The sequence below is a fragment of the Actinoplanes regularis genome (assembly GCF_900188005.1).
In the GTDB taxonomy this organism is placed as follows: Bacteria; Actinomycetota; Actinomycetes; order Mycobacteriales; family Micromonosporaceae; genus Actinoplanes; species Actinoplanes regularis.
Map to the genome: position 1 here is coordinate 225376 of NZ_FZNR01000005.1, position 15924 is coordinate 241299.

At 67.7% G+C, this 15924-nt stretch carries 19 protein-coding genes; 9 read left to right on the forward strand and 10 right to left on the reverse strand.

What is annotated here, in order from left to right; translation table 11 throughout:
• Positions 1 to 13: 13 nt before the first annotated feature.
• Entirely contained in the window at positions 14 to 2362 is a 2349-nt protein-coding gene (locus CHC09_RS16065) for a glycoside hydrolase family 2 protein (protein WP_089293906.1), read from the forward strand.
• Positions 2363 to 2514: 152 nt separating this feature from the next.
• Entirely contained in the window at positions 2515 to 3345 is an 831-nt protein-coding gene (locus CHC09_RS16070) for a class I SAM-dependent methyltransferase (RefSeq protein WP_089293907.1), read from the forward strand.
• A 42-nt stretch (positions 3346 to 3387) separates the two neighbouring features.
• Here the strand turns inward: CHC09_RS16070 and CHC09_RS16075 are convergent, their stop codons facing one another.
• Positions 3388 to 3927: a GNAT family N-acetyltransferase gene (locus tag CHC09_RS16075; protein ID WP_089293908.1), complete on the reverse strand. Its 540-nt coding sequence runs from the start codon at positions 3925 to 3927 to the stop codon at positions 3388 to 3390.
• A gap of 60 nt (positions 3928 to 3987) precedes the next feature.
• Positions 3988 to 4527, reverse strand: coding sequence for a barstar family protein (locus CHC09_RS16080; RefSeq protein ID WP_179277124.1), 540 nt, complete (start codon positions 4525 to 4527; stop codon positions 3988 to 3990).
• 227 nt (positions 4528 to 4754) lie between these two features.
• Between CHC09_RS16080 and CHC09_RS47600 the strand changes: the two genes are divergently transcribed.
• A complete protein-coding gene (locus tag CHC09_RS47600; protein ID WP_239138236.1) occupies positions 4755 to 5543 on the forward strand; it encodes a DUF6461 domain-containing protein in 789 nt (262 codons plus the stop codon).
• Positions 5544 to 5793: 250 nt separating this feature from the next.
• Here CHC09_RS47600 and CHC09_RS16090 read toward each other — a convergent pair whose 3' ends face one another.
• Complete coding sequence (locus CHC09_RS16090) at positions 5794 to 6891, reverse strand: helix-turn-helix transcriptional regulator (protein ID WP_089293911.1); 1098 nt, start codon at positions 6889 to 6891, stop codon at positions 5794 to 5796.
• 91 nt (positions 6892 to 6982) lie between these two features.
• Between CHC09_RS16090 and CHC09_RS16095 the strand changes: the two genes are divergently transcribed.
• On the forward strand, positions 6983 to 7381 hold the full coding sequence (locus CHC09_RS16095) for a VOC family protein (RefSeq protein WP_089293912.1): 399 nt from the start codon (positions 6983 to 6985) through the stop codon (positions 7379 to 7381).
• 211 nt (positions 7382 to 7592) lie between these two features.
• Positions 7593 to 7991, forward strand: coding sequence for a hypothetical protein (locus tag CHC09_RS45195; protein WP_143232367.1), 399 nt, complete (start codon positions 7593 to 7595; stop codon positions 7989 to 7991).
• Between the two features lie 123 nt (positions 7992 to 8114).
• Here CHC09_RS45195 and CHC09_RS16100 read toward each other — a convergent pair whose 3' ends face one another.
• Both CHC09_RS16100 and CHC09_RS47605 read right to left on the reverse strand, forming a co-directional pair.
• Entirely contained in the window at positions 8115 to 8618 is a 504-nt protein-coding gene (locus CHC09_RS16100) for a hypothetical protein (protein ID WP_089293913.1), read from the reverse strand.
• A 224-nt stretch (positions 8619 to 8842) separates the two neighbouring features.
• Positions 8843 to 9079 (reverse strand): helix-turn-helix domain-containing protein, encoded by a 237-nt coding sequence (locus CHC09_RS47605; RefSeq protein WP_239138237.1) that lies wholly within the window; start codon positions 9077 to 9079, stop codon positions 8843 to 8845.
• An 18-nt stretch (positions 9080 to 9097) separates the two neighbouring features.
• Between CHC09_RS47605 and CHC09_RS16110 the strand changes: the two genes are divergently transcribed.
• Positions 9098 to 9577, forward strand: coding sequence for a hypothetical protein (locus CHC09_RS16110; RefSeq protein ID WP_143232368.1), 480 nt, complete (start codon positions 9098 to 9100; stop codon positions 9575 to 9577).
• Between the two features lie 168 nt (positions 9578 to 9745).
• Here CHC09_RS16110 and CHC09_RS16115 read toward each other — a convergent pair whose 3' ends face one another.
• The 3 genes from CHC09_RS16115 to CHC09_RS46310 all read right to left on the reverse strand — a co-directional run bounded on the left by CHC09_RS16115 (position 9746) and on the right by CHC09_RS46310 (position 11074).
• Positions 9746 to 10324: a hypothetical protein gene (locus tag CHC09_RS16115; RefSeq protein ID WP_089293915.1), complete on the reverse strand. Its 579-nt coding sequence runs from the start codon at positions 10322 to 10324 to the stop codon at positions 9746 to 9748.
• 136 nt (positions 10325 to 10460) lie between these two features.
• Complete coding sequence (locus tag CHC09_RS16120) at positions 10461 to 10847, reverse strand: hypothetical protein (RefSeq protein WP_089293916.1); 387 nt, start codon at positions 10845 to 10847, stop codon at positions 10461 to 10463.
• A gap of 56 nt (positions 10848 to 10903) precedes the next feature.
• Entirely contained in the window at positions 10904 to 11074 is a 171-nt protein-coding gene (locus CHC09_RS46310; protein ID WP_179277125.1) for a hypothetical protein, read from the reverse strand.
• A 383-nt stretch (positions 11075 to 11457) separates the two neighbouring features.
• Here CHC09_RS46310 and CHC09_RS16125 point away from each other — a divergent pair, with 383 nt between their 5' ends.
• The 3 genes from CHC09_RS16125 (at position 11458) to CHC09_RS16135 (ending at position 13708) form a co-directional block, all read left to right on the forward strand.
• Positions 11458 to 12090, forward strand: a complete 633-nt coding sequence (locus CHC09_RS16125) for a hypothetical protein (protein WP_089293917.1) — start codon at positions 11458 to 11460, stop codon at positions 12088 to 12090.
• Complete coding sequence (locus tag CHC09_RS16130) at positions 12087 to 12515, forward strand: hypothetical protein (RefSeq protein WP_089293918.1); 429 nt, start codon at positions 12087 to 12089, stop codon at positions 12513 to 12515. Before CHC09_RS16125 ends, CHC09_RS16130 begins: the two co-directional genes overlap by 4 nt.
• 581 nt (positions 12516 to 13096) lie before the next feature.
• The gene (locus CHC09_RS16135) at positions 13097 to 13708 is read left to right on the forward strand and encodes an HIT family protein (protein WP_089293919.1); all 612 of its coding nucleotides are present in this window, start codon (positions 13097 to 13099) and stop codon (positions 13706 to 13708) included.
• Positions 13709 to 13836: 128 nt separating this feature from the next.
• Here the strand turns inward: CHC09_RS16135 and CHC09_RS16140 are convergent, their stop codons facing one another.
• On the reverse strand, positions 13837 to 14835 hold the full coding sequence (locus CHC09_RS16140; RefSeq protein WP_089293920.1) for a glycosyl hydrolase: 999 nt from the start codon (positions 14833 to 14835) through the stop codon (positions 13837 to 13839).
• 221 nt (positions 14836 to 15056) lie between these two features.
• Positions 15057 to 15884: a LacI family DNA-binding transcriptional regulator gene (locus CHC09_RS16145; protein ID WP_089293921.1), complete on the reverse strand. Its 828-nt coding sequence runs from the start codon at positions 15882 to 15884 to the stop codon at positions 15057 to 15059.
• Between the last annotated feature and the right edge of the window lie 40 nt (positions 15885 to 15924).

The following is a 15924-nucleotide window of genomic DNA, read 5'->3' on the forward strand; positions in this document are numbered from 1 at the left end:
AAAGGACGTGCACATGCTGCATATCGAAGACCTCGGCGGACCCTGGGAACTGCGCGAGAAGGCCGACGACCCCGCCATTGCGGCGACCGTTCCCGGCTGTGTGCACGTCGACCTGATGAACGACGGCCGGCTGCCCGATCCGTTCCTGGACGACAACGAGAAGGCGGTCGCCTGGGTCGGGCGCACCGACTGGCAGTACCGGCGCGACGTGGCCTGGACCGGACCCGCGCACGAACGCGTCGACCTGGTCTTCGACGGCCTCGACACGGTCGCCGCGATCGCACTCGGTGGGGTCGAGATCGGCACGACCCGCAACATGCACCGCAGCTACCGCTACGACGTCACCGGCCTGCTCGCCGACGGTCCGCAGCCGCTGAACGTGCGGTTCACCTCGGCGTACACCGAGGCCGAACAGGTGCGTGACCTGCTCGGGGCGCGGGACAACGCGTACCCGGAGCCGTTCAACTTCATCCGCAAGATGGCCTGCGGTTTTGGCTGGGACTGGGGGCCCACGCTCGTCACCGCCGGCATCTGGCGGCCGGTGCGGCTCGAGGGCTGGAGCACCGCACGACTGGCGTCGGTGCGGCCCCTCGCGACCTTCGACGGTGCCGGCCGGCTCGACCTGAGCGTCGACATCGAGCGCACCCGTGCACGGGACCTGCGCGTTCGCGTTCTGCTCGGCGGGCGGGAGATGTCCGTACTGGCAATCGACGGTCTTGAAAAGAATGCGCACGCGAGCGTCGAGGTCGGTGCGGTGACTCCCTGGAAACCGCTCGAGGCGGCTCTTCACGACCTGCGGGTCGAACTGCTCGACGGCGATTTCGTGCTCGACCGATGGGAGCGGCGCATCGGCTTCCGAACCGTCACGATCGACCGGACCGGCGGCGGATTCGTGTTCCACCTCAACGGCGAACCGGTGCTGATCAAGGGCGTCAACTGGATCCCGGACGACATCTTCCCGTCCCGGATGACCCGCGAACGCTACGAACGGCGGCTGCGCGAAGCGGTCGACGCCGGCGTCAACCTGATCCGGGTGTGGGGTGGCGGCATCTACGAGAGCCGTGACTTCTACGAGGTCTGCGACGAACTCGGGCTGATGGTCTGGCAGGACTTCCTGTTCGCGTGCGCCGACTATCCCGAGGAGGAACCGATCTTCTCCGAGGTGGTCGCGGAGGCCCGGGAGAACGTGGCCCGGCTCGCACCGCACCCCAGCCTGATCACGTGGAACGGCAACAACGAGAACCTGTGGCTGCACGGCGCTATGGGGTGGGGCTCCTCTGGAGCGACCTGGGGCTCGCTCTATTACCTGGAGACCCTGCCGGCGATCGTGGCGTCACTTGATCCGTCGCGGCCCTACCAGGCCGGCAGCCCGTGGTCCGGATCCTGGGAGCACGAGCCGAATTCCACGGAATACGGCACCTTCCACTCCTGGGAGGTGTGGAACCGTGAGGACTATCTGAACTACCGGAACTCGGCGCCACGCTTCGTCGCCGAGTTCGGCTGGCAGGCGCCGCCCGCGTGGACGACGCTGCGCGAAGCGGTCTCCGACGAGCCGATGCTGCCCGACTCGCCCGGTGTGCTGCACCATCAGAAGGCCGAGGACGGCAACGGCAAACTCGCCCGCGGCCTCGCCCCGCACTTCGGCACTCCCTCCTCGACCGAGGCGTGGCACTACCTCACTCAGCTCAACCAGGTGCGGGCCGTCCGGACCGGTGTCGAGCACTGGCGATCGCACTGGCCGCACACCGGCGGCAGCATCCTCTGGCAGCTCAACGACCTGTGGCCGGTCACCTCCTGGGCGGCGATCGACGGCGCCGGCCGGTACAAGCCGCTCTACTTCGCGCTACGCGAGATGTACGCCGGCCGGGCGCTCACCATTCAGCCGCGTGACAGCGGCCCGGTGCTGGCCGTCCTCAACGATGACGCCGCCGAGTGGGCCGGGACCGTGCACCTCACGTCGGTGGACGGCTCCGAGATCGCGACCGAGCGGGTGAGCGTACCGGCCCGGTCGGTGGCTCTGGTGCCGGTGCCCGATGTCGACGCGCTGGTCGCGCGCCTCGACGGGACACGTGCGTTGTTCTTCAAGGCCGATTTCTCGTACGACGATCCGGGCCTCACCGTCGATGTGGAGACCGTGCCCGGCGGCCTCGACGTACGGGTGCACGCCGCGGGCCTGGCCCGCGACCTCCTGCTGCAGCCCGACCGTATCCACCCGCGGGCGACCGTCGACCAGGGCTTCGTCACCCTGTTGCCCGGCGAGTCGACGGTGTTCCACGTGCGCGCGCCGATCGAGCTCGCCCCGGCCCTGGTCGAGGCGCCGTGGGTGCTGACCGAACTGTCCACAGTGATGAGCCGTTCGTGAATTCGCACTGTCTGACCGCGGGCTGACGGGTCGGGCCCGGGCCGTTAGGTTGCCGGGCATGACTGTCGATCTGTCCTCGGCCGGGCCGGCGTGTGGCGTCAGGTTGCCGGGCATGGCCGTCGATCTGTCCTCGGCCGGCTCGGCGGCCTGACGTGCGCGTCGAGCGGACCGCGGACGGCGTCGCCCTGATGCGGGCGCTGGAGCAGCATGCCCCGCGGCGGCTGTTCGACGACCCGCTGTCGCCCCGGATGATCTCCGGCTGGCCGTCGGTGATCGCCGCCCGCCGCCCGCTGCGATGGCTGTTCCTGCACGCGCTGGAACGGGCCGGGCCCGGCCTCTACGGTGCGGTGATCTGCCGAACCCGGGCCATCGACGACGCCTGCCGAGCGGCCCTCGCCACCGGGATCAGCCGCGTGGTGATCGTCGGCGCGGGCATGGACACCCGCCCCTACCGGATGCCGGAGATGGCCGCCGCCGAGGTCTGGGAGTTCGACCTGGCGTCGACGCAGGCCGTCAAGAAGGCGACCCTGGCCCGGGCTTTGGACGCGCTGCCGGCCAACGTCAGCTACATACCGCTGGACCTGACCGCGCCGGACGCGGCAGACGTGCTGGCCGGCGCGGGCACCGGCCGTACCCTGCTGATCTGCGAGGCCGTGACCATGTACGTCACCGGCGAGGCGGTCGATCGCGTGCTCGCCTACGCCGGCGGGCTGGCCGCGGGCAGCCGACTGATTCTCACCTATCTACCGCGGGCCGAGGCCGACCGGAGCGAGAACCGCCGATGGTCGCGGCGGCTGGGCTGGCGCAGCGCATATCACCCGGCCGAGTTCGCCGACCGCCTGCGCGCGTACGGCCTGACTCCGCTCGCCGACCTCGGCGCCGACGACCATCAGGCTCAGCTGCTCCGTCCCGCCGGCCGCGAGCTCGCCGTCTTCCCCGGCGAACGCATCGCCGTCGCCGCCGTGAACACGGTAGGACCGTGAGGTTTCGCGCCGTCGATGCCGGAGTCGTCGTGGCGGTTGAGATCAGCTGGTCGGCACCCAGAACCGCAGCTTCTCGCCACGCTGATCCGCGAAGACGCCGCCGTTGGCTTCGATCACCTTGCGCGAGGCGGCGTTGGTGAGGTCGCACGTCACCAACGCCGATGCGATACCCAGACCCCGCGCCACCGGCAACGCGGCACGCAGCATCGCGGTCGCATGGCCACGACGCCGTGCGGACGGTCGCACGTCGTATCCGATATGACCGCCGGCCTCGAGCAGCGACGCGGTCAAGCGATGCCTGATCGCCAGCCGGCCCAGGTAGTGCTCATCCTCGACCCACCACAGCGTGGTCGACGGCACGAAACCCTCGGGCCGGGGCGAGTCCGCCAGCGCTTGCGAGTGCAGCCAGCCGACGTACGCGCCGAAGCCCTCGGGCGACGCCCACCGATGCCCGAACTCGCGTATCTCTCTGCCGGTCATGGTGTGGTCGGCAGGATCGCCGCGCCCCTCAGCGCGGAATTCTGTCATCGCGACCAGGAACGAGGGATGCACACGTTCAACGGGAAGACTCAGCTGTGGCACGGGACCTGGATATCTGATGCGGCCATGCCCGCGCATCCGCATTTCGGCAGTTCGGGGCCGCTACTGCCACCACACCTCGAATCCGCCGATCTTCCCAAGGTCTACAGTTTGGCCCTCGGCGTGCAGAAGCGCGAAGAGCCGGTGGCCGCGCATCAGGTGCTCACGTGAAACCTGTGCGATCACGTCGATCGCACCGGCCGCCCAACGAGCGTCGGCTTCGAACAACCGGTCGAAGTCCCGCAGGACGAGGACCCACCCGGTCACCCCGGAAAAGTCGATGTAGCGGAGCGTGTCGCAGAGCGCATCGAGGTTCTTGGCCGACCATCCGCAGTACCGCATCGAGACCTGGATGAGCAGGTCCGTCAGCAACGCGGCCGGCTGATGGAGCGTATCGGCCGGTGCCGGGTGCGATTCGGCGCCGACGGGTCGGGCTGATGATGCCAGGCCTGACACCTCCGCGACACCATAGCCGCGTTCACGCAAACTACGGATCGCGCCGTCGAGGGCTTTCGCCGCCTGGAACGCGCCGATGCCGCCGTCATGGAGCACGTCCCAATCGATGCGCCCTTGCTCCTCTTCCTCCTCCGTGAAGACCGCCATGTCCGTACCACCCCTCATCACTTGGCCTTGATCATCATGATCCGCAATCTCCCACAGACATCGCGAAAGGCATGGACGGCGCCCTGAGGGGTAGGCAAGCAGAGCGGACCACACAGCGGCGAATTCCGCGCAGGCCGACAAGCGCATGCCATCTCGTGCCGGGCAGCGACCGAATCGCGGCAGGTCAGGGCGTTGTCCGGTGGCTTCTTTCATGGTCCACTGGCTGTATGAGGCGGCGAACTTTTGCTTCTCTGGGCGCGACGTCGTTGGCGGCGGCACTCGTCGGCTGCGCACAGCCGGCTCACCCCGGAGATCCGGCGCCGTCCGGGCCGCTAGAGACACCACTGTCAGGCTTAACCGCGTCGCAGCCGACTGGCCAGGCCACCGACGGTGATTACGGCTGGTTCGAGACCAACGGCGAACTCACCGAAGGCTTCTGCTTCACCTGGATCGCTGGCCTTGCTCCGGGTCAGGTGGTCCAGAAGCTTGGTGGCCGTCGGCTGGGCACAACAGGCTGGCGGTCTGATTGGGCGTCCTTCTCCGGTCGGCGTCGTGGGGAGGCGGTGATGGTCGTGGCTGCGATGCCAGGATGGTCACTGGTTGTCGAGGACAACGGGATACTCGCACTCAGGGACGACCTTCTCAAACGACTCTCGACCCGGACGACCGTGGTGACGCACTACCGCAACGTCGAACACGACTCCCGGTTCGTACTGGTCAAGAACGGCGATATCCAGGTCGCCTTCGATCCCTACAACCCCGGCGACAGGACCGGCAGCCACCCGGACATCCTCCTCGCCGCAATGCGAGCCGCCGGCTTCGCCACGGACGGTCAGGACAGCGACGATGCCGACGCGACCGAGCGCGCGTTCGCGTTGACCGAACTCCTCACCGGAGTGCCGATGACGACCGAGTTGCTGCATTCGGCAACATACGTCGTCACGGCCGTATACGACGCTGACACTGCCGCGTTTGAGCAAGAGAACCCAAACCCGGGGCTGCAACCAGCAGGGTGATCTGACTGATTCTGGGCGGTTACCAACGGGCCGAGCCGTGCCGACACGAATGACCGCCGGACTCGCCTGTTCGAGTGCGCTCTTCTCGGCAGAGGTACCGCCCCTGGCCTTGGGTGCTATGTCCCTTTGATGACTGAGCGTCCCTAAGCATCGGTTGACCGTCGAGCACAGCGAGGCCTCATGGTCGCGGTGCCAACCTGACTGTCCGGGTGGCGACTATCGCCGTCCGTCCCAGGGCTCTGCAAGCTGCTCAAAGCCCACATTCACCTGAGTAGGTCGAGGGTGATTCCGCCCCGGCAGAGGTAGATGGCTGCGGTGAGGGCGTCGAGGTTGCGGTAGCCGTAGCCGCGTACCAGGCCGCAGTCGCCTCCTGCGGCGTCATTGCGGCCGCACAGGCCGCGACGCGGTTGGTCCAGTCGCGTATGACGTCGCGGAGCTGAGCAGGCTCGTGCACAAGGAAAGGCAGTCCGAGCTCGGCCAGGACGCCGGGAAGCCAGTCAAGCCGCTGCGCCCGTAGCCGTACCAGAACCCAGTCCGTCCCATGTCGGGTGTCCGGCTCGATGATGGCGATGCCTCGCGGCAGCCGCGCGTGCACCTCGTCGGCCGTGCCCTGCACCGCTATGGCGACCTCGTGGCGCCAGGGAGTGCTGGCCAGACTCGTGCGGACCAGGTCGGCGGGCCGGAAGCCGTCGGGGACCGTGAACGTGCCCTGCGCCAAGCGCACCTGGGTGATCCGGTCGAGTCGGAAGGTGCGCAGTTCTCCTGAGGCTGAGTCGGGGCCGGTGACGTACCAACGCCCGGAGTGCGCGACGATTCCGTAGGGATGCACGGTTCGCTCGCTGCGCCGGCCGCCGCGGTCGGTGTAGGCGATCACCGCGGGTCGGTGCTGCCGGGCCGACTCCGCCAGCCGCAGCATGACGGCCGCCTCCGGTGTGGTTGTCTCGCGGTCAGGTTCGGTGAAGTCGGTGGTCGCGAACAGCGCGTCCAGCCGCGCGGCGAGCGTCTTGGGCAGCACCCTGCGTACCTTGGCCGCTGCGGCTTCGGCGGCTTCCCTCGACATGGTCGCCAGGCCGGCTCGATGGCCCGCCACCAGGCCGAGAAGAACGGCAAGCGCTTCCTCGTCGGTCAGCATGAGCGGGGGCATCCGGAATCCGGGTGCCAGCCGGTAGCCACCGTGGCGTCCGCGTACCGATTCGACCGGCACCTCGAGATCGAGCAGATGCTCGACGTAGCGGCGCACGGTGCGCTCGTCGACGTCGAGGCGCGCGGCCAGCTCAACAGCGGTGTGGGTGCCGCCGCCCTGAAGGATCTCCAGGAGGGCGAGCACCCGCGCGGTCGGCCTTGGCATGGATCAAGATTCTCCCATAAACCGGACGGAATGTGCCCGGTATCGCTTCTAGTCTGTGCTCCAAGCCCGAGTGCAATAGGGAGAGAACGTCATGATTTTTGCGTCAGTCCGGATCATCACCATCCAGGTCGGCCGTCTCGCCGATTTTTACGAGCAGGTCACCGGGCAGACCGCCCGCCGATACACACCCGACTTCGCTGAGATCGTCTTGCCGGGAGCGACCCTTGCGATCGGCAGCGCCGCCACGGTCAAGCTCTTCGGCGAAGGCTCGGCCGAACCGGCCGCCAACCGCACGGCGATCGTCGAGTTTCGGGTGGACGATGTGGACGCCGAGTTCGCCCGACTGCAGGACATGATCGGTGAGTTCGTTCAAGAGCCCACCACGATGCCGTGGGGCAACCGATCGCTGCTGTTCCGCGACCCCGACGGCACGCTGGTCAATCTGTTCACGCCGATCAGCGCCGAGGCGACCGCCCGGCAGCAGCGCTGATCGCCGCTTTCGGGTTTGCCACTGGGCCGCGGCGGAACCGGCACCGCCCGGTCCGGCCGTGGCGGAAACCCCACCGCGTCCGCTCATCGTGCCGCAAGCGAGCGCCCGGCTTCGATCAGGCCGGCGGAAGTCGCACGGCGTGACGCTCCCTGCCGCACTCGCAGCGCGGCAGAGCCGGACAGCTACTGCGTGTCCTGGCACGATGTAACGCATGGGGCGTCAGCGCCGGGAACATGGTCCGTCGTTCGACGATTCCGTCCGCGATGCGAGCTCCGCTGACGGACAGGAGACCGTCATACAGCCCTGGCCGCAGCCGATCCGCGACGGCCGATGGATCGACGGCGAAGGCATCCACTGGCACACCCGCGGAAAGCGAGGAGCCCAGCTTTCACGTTCAGCGTTGCGGAGGCTGCTCAAGCTCCCTGCGCTGCAGGTCTTGCACGTCTACGGTCCCAATCCGGCTGAGGTCCGCGGACCGGAGTGCAAAGCTCTGCTGGAACGAGTCGAGACCTACCTCGCCGGTCAAGCGCCCCCACACAATGCGTTTCGGTTGGCGGAGTTCCGTACCAGTGATCACCGGGCCATGCTGGTCATCGAGGAAGCATGCTGAAGGCGGGCTCACATTCCGCCGAAGGCGCTGACCGCGGCAAAGGGGACGTCGGGTTGCTGTCGACAGCGCGCATACGGTCATTTCCCAAGTTCCGTGGCGCTGAGATCCTGCCGCAGCGGTCGGTCAGCCTCCCGACGACGAAGTGCCGCTGGCCGTGGAACCGCTGCTCCCGCGGCCCACGACGTTGGTCTTCACGGTGCCGTTGGAGACACGCCCGGTGGTCGGCAGCTTGAACGCGCGCCGACTCTCGGTATCACCGGATGAGAAAGAGTCACCGCCATCCAGGTAAGCACCCGGCCCAAGGCCGCGGGAGTAGGACGCGGAGTGCCAGATGAAATACGGGCCGGTGTCGTCGTCGCAGTATTCCTCGTCGACGATCTCACCCTCCTCGTCCGCGCAGTAGAACACCTCCTCGGTGGGCTCCTCGTCGAGGGGCCCTTCCTCGATGACCGGCTCCTCGACGACCGTGCCGCCGCTGTTGCCGGAGTCGTAGGTGTAGGCCGGCTCCTCGGCGTACTCCCACTCCTCGCCGGAGCTGTTGTCGCAGGCCGCGGCGCCGCCGGCCGCCAGGGCGAGGAACGTGGCCGTCAGGACGACCTTGCGCGAACTGATCCGTCGGGTGCTCAACTCGACGTGGCGAACAGGCTGGCCGCCAACGACATCGTGGTCAGCAGAAGGACAGACCGAGACAGACGCAACATGAACCATCCTCGTGCGGGAATGAGGATTAGCAAGGTATCTGCTCTCAGCAAGCGTCGGATCGGCTCTGCGGCCGGAGGTATGCAACCGGCACCGCCGCCCACGAATCGGTTGGGTCTCGTCGAGCTTCCGAACGGTTGAAGGGATGCTGTTCACGCGGGTTGCGCCGTCGGCTCGCCGGTGAGGTAGCGGTGCAGTGAGGTCTTCGGGATGCCGGTCTTGGTCGCGAGAGTAGCGAGGCTGTCGCCCTGGGCCTTGAGCAGCCGGGCGTGCTCGACCTTCTCCGCAGGCTGCTGCGCTGGCCGGCTGGCTGTGCCGTAGCCGCGCACGGACGGCGGCAGAAGGGGATGCCACCAGAACCGCGACCTGGGCAACTCACCGGCGGACAACGGATAGATTCTGTGGTCATGGGGGGTGTGGACGTTTTCTGGCGGCGGGTCAGTGGGGAAGGTTTCGTGACGCCCGGCTCGATGGCGGAAGTCCGGGCGCTTGCGCCGCACTTTGCCGAAGACGGCTACCAGGAAGCGGTCGAGGCCGGGCTGCTCGCCGGGGCGGAAGCCTTCGGCGAAATGGTCCCGGCGCTGGTGAAGCTCGCGGCACCCGACCACCCGGCATCGAGGCTCCTATGGCCGTCCAGGTGGAACGACGACCTCATGACGTCAATGGTCGAGGCTGACGACGTACGGGAAATATCGGATCTTCTGGCTAACTCTCCGCTCGAGGAGTGGGCTGAACGTTGTCGGGTCGCGCTCGCGGCAGAGTTCTATCTGCCGGAACTATCCGACGAGATCGTGGAGATCGTCGCGCGGGACGCACGTGAGGTCGCGGACCTCTTCGCCGCCGCGGCGGCCGCCGGCGACGCAATTTTCGTGCGGGTAGTCGCCTAACTGATCGGCGCGTCTCGCGTTGTGGATGCTCTGGGATGGGGTACCGCGATCGGGACTTGTCAAGGCGGCCGAGAATTCCTGCACGGGAGATCCGTGACTACCTACTTGCCTGACAGCGGCAGATCAATGCGCTGGACCTGGACCCGCGGCGCGGCCCTCATGCGTGGATCAGTCGCGATCCCAGCGGTACCGCCCCGCCCAGAACAGCGCGAAAATCGGTAGGAAGGCGAACACCGCCAGCCAGAGGACGACCGGATGTATCACGCCGGTGAAGGCGACGAGCAGGTACAGGGCGATGGGCCCCACCCCGATCACCACCAGGACGGCGAGGTGGGCGAGGTTCACGGCGAGCTGCCGCCCCAGCGAGGAGTCTGGGCCCGCGCCCCAACCGTGGTAGCCGCCGGACACCTCGTTACTGAACGGGTCGGCCCACTGGGCATGGTGTCGCCAGCCCACCCGCGTGCCGAGCCGACGCCCAAGCGCGGCGCGGATGGGCGAATCCCACCGGCGGTGGTAGACGATCGAAAGGATGAGGTAGACGGCGAGGTAGGCCACGGTCACAACCGCCGAGGCGACAAGAGGCAGGCGCACGATCGACAGCGTATCGACAGGCGAAAACTCACCCGGGCGACGCTCGCCGATGACGATGCCGTCCTGGAGGTTGGGGTCGCAATGCGGGCGTTTGGTCCTGGCTCGTGTGGTGGTCGTCGTGACCACGCCGCCGCACGCGACGGCCAGGTCGGACACGATCTTCTTTCTTGCTCCTTGGTGGGCGATCCATGAAGCCTTCGCGTCCCCGCCATTGTTGACGTCGCGTCGCACGGCGGGCCGCAGCTGGGCGCTATCCGCGGCAGATCAGGGCGTTCGGTCCGCCGTGCCGAAATCAATACCAGAGCTGGATACGGACAACGGACGGCATCAGCTTGTGGTCGCCGGTTACGCGGAGCCGGGCGGTCCCTGCCTCATCAGTAATAACACGCATCGAGATCCAGTCATTCGGGTCGTGCAGGACGAACTCGCCGTGTCGCGACGTGATTGAGCCATCGTAGAGAACGATGCCTTCATATGTTGGCTCGTCGGAACCGAACACCTCCACCGAGACTGGCCCGTCCACTGAGGGCTGGACACGCAGGTAGAGGGAGTCAGCCACCGCATGCACGGCATCACCATCCCAACCTTCGTGGGTGTCCACGGAGTTGATGTCCCGAAAGATCAGTAGCCCGTGCTGCATGTCCACGCAAAAAGAACCGAGGAAGTCGTCGGTCGTCACCTGAACCTGCTCTCGATCGAGGTATTTGCCGCGAAAGGGTATGACAGCCGGGGCACTTACGCTCGCTCATCGGCACGGTCGATCGCCCGTACTACCGCCGGTGGCGGCGGCACCAGTACGACCTTGCCGCCTTTGCCGCAGACCTTGAGGACGCGGTGGCCGTGTTCTTCGCCGAGGTCGGCGATGTTGGCGAGGATCCGGTGCGGCCAGCAGCTGCGCGTCGACATGGATACGGATCGGCTGGAGCGCTGTTGAGATCGTCAGATCCGACGGGTCGTCCAGCCGCCGCCGGCCCTGATCATCTGCGGCCTCGCCCGAGTTCGGTCAATGAGCGAGCGTTCCCGCCGCCGCTGACCGTTGGCCGTATCGGACCGCCAGGTTGAGGAACTGCGCGAACAGCTGTTCGGGTCTGCCGGAGGTGCGGCTGGGCCTGGTCCCGGTCGGCCCCCAGGCCGGGTGGCAGGCGTCGCCGATCCGGTCGGTGCGGATACCGCGTGATCGATGCTCATGCATTCGTGCCACAGCTCTCCGTGTCGAATCCGCACGCCGTGACCGAACCCTAGGGTCGCCCCCAGTGAATGGATTTCACATGGGATACGGGGGAAAAGCCATGAACACGAAACTGCGCCGGGGCATCCTGGCCGCGGTGATCACGCTCGGGGCCACGCTCGCCACCGCCACCGCGGCCGCCGGGATGAGCGGATCGGGCACCACGGCCGCGCCCGATCCGGCGCCCGCCGAGCGGATCACCGTCGCCGAGCCGGTCGCGCTGGACGCGCCCGCAGAGGCCGAACCGGTGGTCGCGGAGGCCACCGCCGAGGCACCGGTGCCAGCCAGGACCGAGGCGGCAACCGAGACCGAGGCGCGGTCCAAGAAGGCCGCCGTTCTCACCGCCACCGCGACCGACCTGGTCTACGGACAGCCGGGCCTCACCGGCCTGCGCAAGGGCAGCAACGTCATCACGATCACCAACCACGGAACCGAGCGGGTCGAGTTCCCACTGCTGACCTTCCAGGTGAACGAGCGAGACGTCCTTACCCAGGACGTGGACTGCACCTTCATGGCCATGCGGGCGACCTACTTCACCTGCGTCATCGACCCGCTGGCCGCCGGTGAGTCCCGGGAACTGCTCCTCCCGTGGCAGACCGTGCAGCCATCCGGCCCGGTCGCCAAGGTCCGGGCCCGGCTGGAGCAGGCTTCGGACCGCGAGGCACGCCGATCGCCGGCACCGCGAGCCGGGTGAGCTGGAAGGTCTCGTTCGCGCGACTGACCGGCGTCTTCACGATCAAGGCGACGCCGCTCGTCTACAGCGCCCCGGACCAGGTCGGCATCCGCCACGGCTCGACGCGCGTCACGATCAAAAACCTGAGCGCGGAGGCTGTGCGGTACCCGACGGTCACCTTCCAGTCGAACGGCGCCGCGGCTGTCTTCGCTGACTGGAGCGGTTGCGTCCAGACGTTCAACGTGAGCTGGGACGCCGCCTGCGTCGAGGCGCCGCTCGCCCCGGGCGAGGAGCGCACCCTGGAGTTCCCGTTCCAGACCGACGGGCCGATGACCGAGAACGACGCCGCGGTGCGGGTCGAGGCGGCCACGGATGCGCACGGCGCGGTGATCCCGGGCACCGCGGTCGGCACCACCTACCTGGTCACCTCGCCCAGCGACAACTGATTCACGATCAATAACGGCCACCTTCGTGAGGTCGTCACCACCGAAGGCCTTGCCGCCCGCCCGAGAGCGCGAGCCGCAAGGCCTTCAGCCCTGTCCAGGCCAGGTTCTGTCGCTCCGTTGGCGAGCGCCGAGCCCCACGACGCGTCTAGGTACACCCATTCATCGGTCGCTGTGCAGCTCGGTCGCGCAGTAGTCACACGGATCGAGTTGCGAGTCTTCGTCGGGTTCAACCGATTTTTCTGACGCCATGGCCGTCAGTATCGGTGACAGGCTCTCGTGTGCAGACACCTACACGCTCGGCCCGCAACAGCCACACCGTCGCGCTCACTTCGATACGTGCGTGTGTCAACGGCGGGCATCACCAATCGTGGTCGGTGACCGCTGGTTGATGGCGGCACCCTGCAAGCGGCTGGATGAGGACGGCACGGAGGCATGAGCGAGGTAGGGGAACGACTCAGGCCCATACCCGCCGCTCCGTAAGCCCGAAGACCAAGGCGTCTTCGAGATCGTGACCCCAATGGCGATCGCACGCTGGACGGTACGACCGCAGCCGTGTCGTCAGGCTTGACTACTCTGCGGCCATGGCTTTGACTCCGGACGAGTTCTACCGGCACGCACTCGCTGCCACCGACGGCGAGCACCGTCTTCCTCTGTCTCGTATGACCGGTTGGGAGATCAGCCCGTTCGAGCAGGACGGCCTGCGTGTCTCCCCGCTCCGGGCACCGGTGCTGCCCGAGGCGCCGCGGCATGGCGAGGATCCGGCGGAGTGCAGCATCTGCGGTGAGCGGGACAAGGGCATCTGGTTCAACGAGCGCTGGCGGCTGGACCGGATCTCCGGCGTCGGGGTGCCGCTGATCCTGATGCTCTACCCCCGCGATCATTACGACCTGGCTGATCTTCCCGATGAGATGGCCGCGGAGCTCGGCCTGTTGGGTACCCGCATCGTGCGGCACATGCAGGCGGTGCCGCATGTATCGCGCGCTCATATGTATCGCATCGGCGACGGTGCCGCCCACCTGCACCTGTGGTTTTTCGCTCGGCCCGAAGGGCAGTCCCAACTGTACGGATCATGGCTGCCGGTCTGGGACGACCTACTGCCGGCGTATCCGGCTGACGTGGCCGACGCGGATGCGGGCCTCGTCGCGGATGCGCTGCTTGCCTCCTCCGGCGGCTCCCGTACGCCCACCGTCTGATCGCGGCTACCTCGGCGATGCCATCGCGTGCGGTACGCGCAGGCCCGGAGACGTGCCCGTACGCGAATAGTTCTCGTTCTTGCGGAAGTGATGGCCGCCGGCGGGCCCGGCGGCCATCACGGGGGGCCTCAGCCGAGGCGGATCTCGCCCTGGTTGAGGACGCGGGGCAGGAAGTATGCCGTCTGGATCTCGGCGTTGGTGTTGTTGCCGCGCAGCTGTTCGGACCAGATCATGAACCAGGTCCACTTCGGCTGGCTGTTGAGCAGCGCCGCGGTCGGCACCTTGCCCATCTCGGCGATCGCGATCGGCTTACCCGCCGCGATCGCCTGGAGCTGCGAGTAGTCCGACGACGAGGGGTAGCTCTTGTACCAGGCGTCGAGCGAGACGACGTCGACGTAGTTGCCGCCCGGGTAGTAGTTCGCCCAGCCGCCGGCCGGGTTGTCCTGCACGTTCCACACCCAGATCAGGTTGTCCAGGCCCTGGCTGTCGAAGTAGTCACGCATCTGCTGGTAGATCTTGGCGCCGCCGTTCGCCCCGGGCCGGGCGCCCCACCAGTTCCAGCTCTCGTTCATCTCGTGGAACGGCCGCCACAGCACCGGGATGCCGGCGTCCTTGAGCTGCTTGAGGTACGGCACGACCGCCGCCATCCGGCTGCGCCACACGTTGTTCAGGTTCGTGCCGCCGGTGACGATCTCCTGGAACTGCGCGTTCGTGATGCCGGTCTTCACGCCGCCGTCGAAGTTGCAGGTGGCGCCGACGGTGGGGGAGCAGGCGTGCCAGGTCAGCGCGACCAGCGAGCCGTTGGCCCACTCGGTCTTCGCCTGGTTGATCACGGACTGCCGGTTGGCGACGTCGGCGGAGGTGAACATCATGTCGCCGCCCCACAGCCCCGGATACTGGCCGGTGATGGCCTTGACCTGGGCGGTGTACTGGCCGGGATTGCTTGCCGGCTCCTTGTTGTGCTGGCCGGAGACGATCGACGTGCCGGTGATCGACCTCAGGTAGTTGATCACGGTGGACTTCGGCGTCGCGGCGAACGCCGACGCCTCCGTCGCGGTGTAGACGATGCCCGAGCCGAGCAGCGCGAGAGCGGCGCCGGCGGCCCAGGCGGGACGGGGGATTCTCATCAACGGACCTCCGTGGGGACGGACTTCCTCATCCGGGCTATCCGGATCGCGGGACGAACTCCCGGGACGGGTTGCGGAGCGGCCCCGGGATGCGAATTCGTCCGTTTGCGGGGCCCAGCATGCGACTGCGGTCATCGATGTGTCAAGATTAGATTATTAATTTAAGCATTACTTGGGCGTACGGGGGGATAGCGACCGCGCAGGCAGAGGTCGGGAGCGGTTCAGTTGGTGCTGTCGCGTACCACGATGTGGGCCGGCGGCGCCTGATAGACCGCCGCCGGGCGCCCGGCCAGCGCGTCGAGCATCGCGTTCGCGGCCAGTTCGCCGATCCGGACCACGTCGTGGCTCATCGCCGACAGGGGCGGGACGGCCAGCTGGCACAGGGCCGAGTCGTCCCAGGCGACCACCGATATGTTGGCCGGCACCGCGAGGTCCCGCTCCCGCAGTGTGTCCAGCGCGGCCAGCGCCATCAGGTCGTTGTCGCAGACGATCGCGGTCGGCTCGTGGGTGAGCAGATCCGCGACGGCGGCCCGGCCGGACTCGTACGAATAATCGCCCTCGACCTGCACCAGCGCGACGCCCAGCGCCCGGGCCTCGGTCTGCGCACCCGTTCGCCGCAGCTGGGTGTGCACGAAGGACGGCGGGCCGGTGACGTGCCCGATCACCCGGTGCCCGCCCTCGGCCAGGAACTGGATCGCCTCCCGGGCGTATCCGGCGTCGTCGGTCCACACGGTCGGCAGGCCGGACGCCGTCGAGGGGTCGCCGAGCACCACCGCCGGTAGCCCGAGACGGCCCACCAGGGAAACCCGGTCGTCGTCGGGCCCGAGGTCGACGAGGATGACGCCGCTGACCCGGTCCTGCTCGGCCCACCGCTCGTACGTCTGGCTCTCCGCCTCCCGATCCGTCACCACCTTGACGAGCACCGAGACACCGGCCGGGGTCAGCACACGCTCGAGTCCCTCGATGAACTCGTGGTAGTACGGCTCCTCACCGAGAACCCGCGAAGCCCGCGCGAGAACCAGGCCGACCCGCCGCTGCGCCTGTGCCACAGATTCCTCCGTACTCGTTTCGCCGACAGGTACGGTATCG

Bases quoted from the DNA above. Each gene is read 5' to 3' on its own strand.
- CHC09_RS16140 (WP_089293920.1), bottom strand. From the start codon at position 14,835: ATGAGAATCCCCCGTCCCGCCTGGGCCGCCGGCGCCGCTCTCGCGCTG.
- CHC09_RS16135 (WP_089293919.1), top strand. From the start codon at position 13,097: ATGGCTTTGACTCCGGACGAGTTCTACCGGCACGCACTCGCTGCCACC.
- CHC09_RS45195 (WP_143232367.1), top strand. From the start codon at position 7,593: ATGGGGCGTCAGCGCCGGGAACATGGTCCGTCGTTCGACGATTCCGTC.
- CHC09_RS46310 (WP_179277125.1), bottom strand. From the start codon at position 11,074: ATGTCGACGCGCAGCTGCTGGCCGCACCGGATCCTCGCCAACATCGCC.
- CHC09_RS16065 (WP_089293906.1), top strand. From the start codon at position 14: ATGCTGCATATCGAAGACCTCGGCGGACCCTGGGAACTGCGCGAGAAG.
- CHC09_RS16110 (WP_143232368.1), top strand. From the start codon at position 9,098: ATGGGGGGTGTGGACGTTTTCTGGCGGCGGGTCAGTGGGGAAGGTTTC.
- CHC09_RS16095 (WP_089293912.1), top strand. From the start codon at position 6,983: ATGATTTTTGCGTCAGTCCGGATCATCACCATCCAGGTCGGCCGTCTC.
- CHC09_RS47600 (WP_239138236.1), top strand. From the start codon at position 4,755: ATGAGGCGGCGAACTTTTGCTTCTCTGGGCGCGACGTCGTTGGCGGCG.
- CHC09_RS16090 (WP_089293911.1), bottom strand. From the start codon at position 6,891: ATGCCAAGGCCGACCGCGCGGGTGCTCGCCCTCCTGGAGATCCTTCAG.
- CHC09_RS16125 (WP_089293917.1), top strand. From the start codon at position 11,458: ATGAACACGAAACTGCGCCGGGGCATCCTGGCCGCGGTGATCACGCTC.
- CHC09_RS16080 (WP_179277124.1), bottom strand. From the start codon at position 4,527: ATGGCGGTCTTCACGGAGGAGGAAGAGGAGCAAGGGCGCATCGATTGG.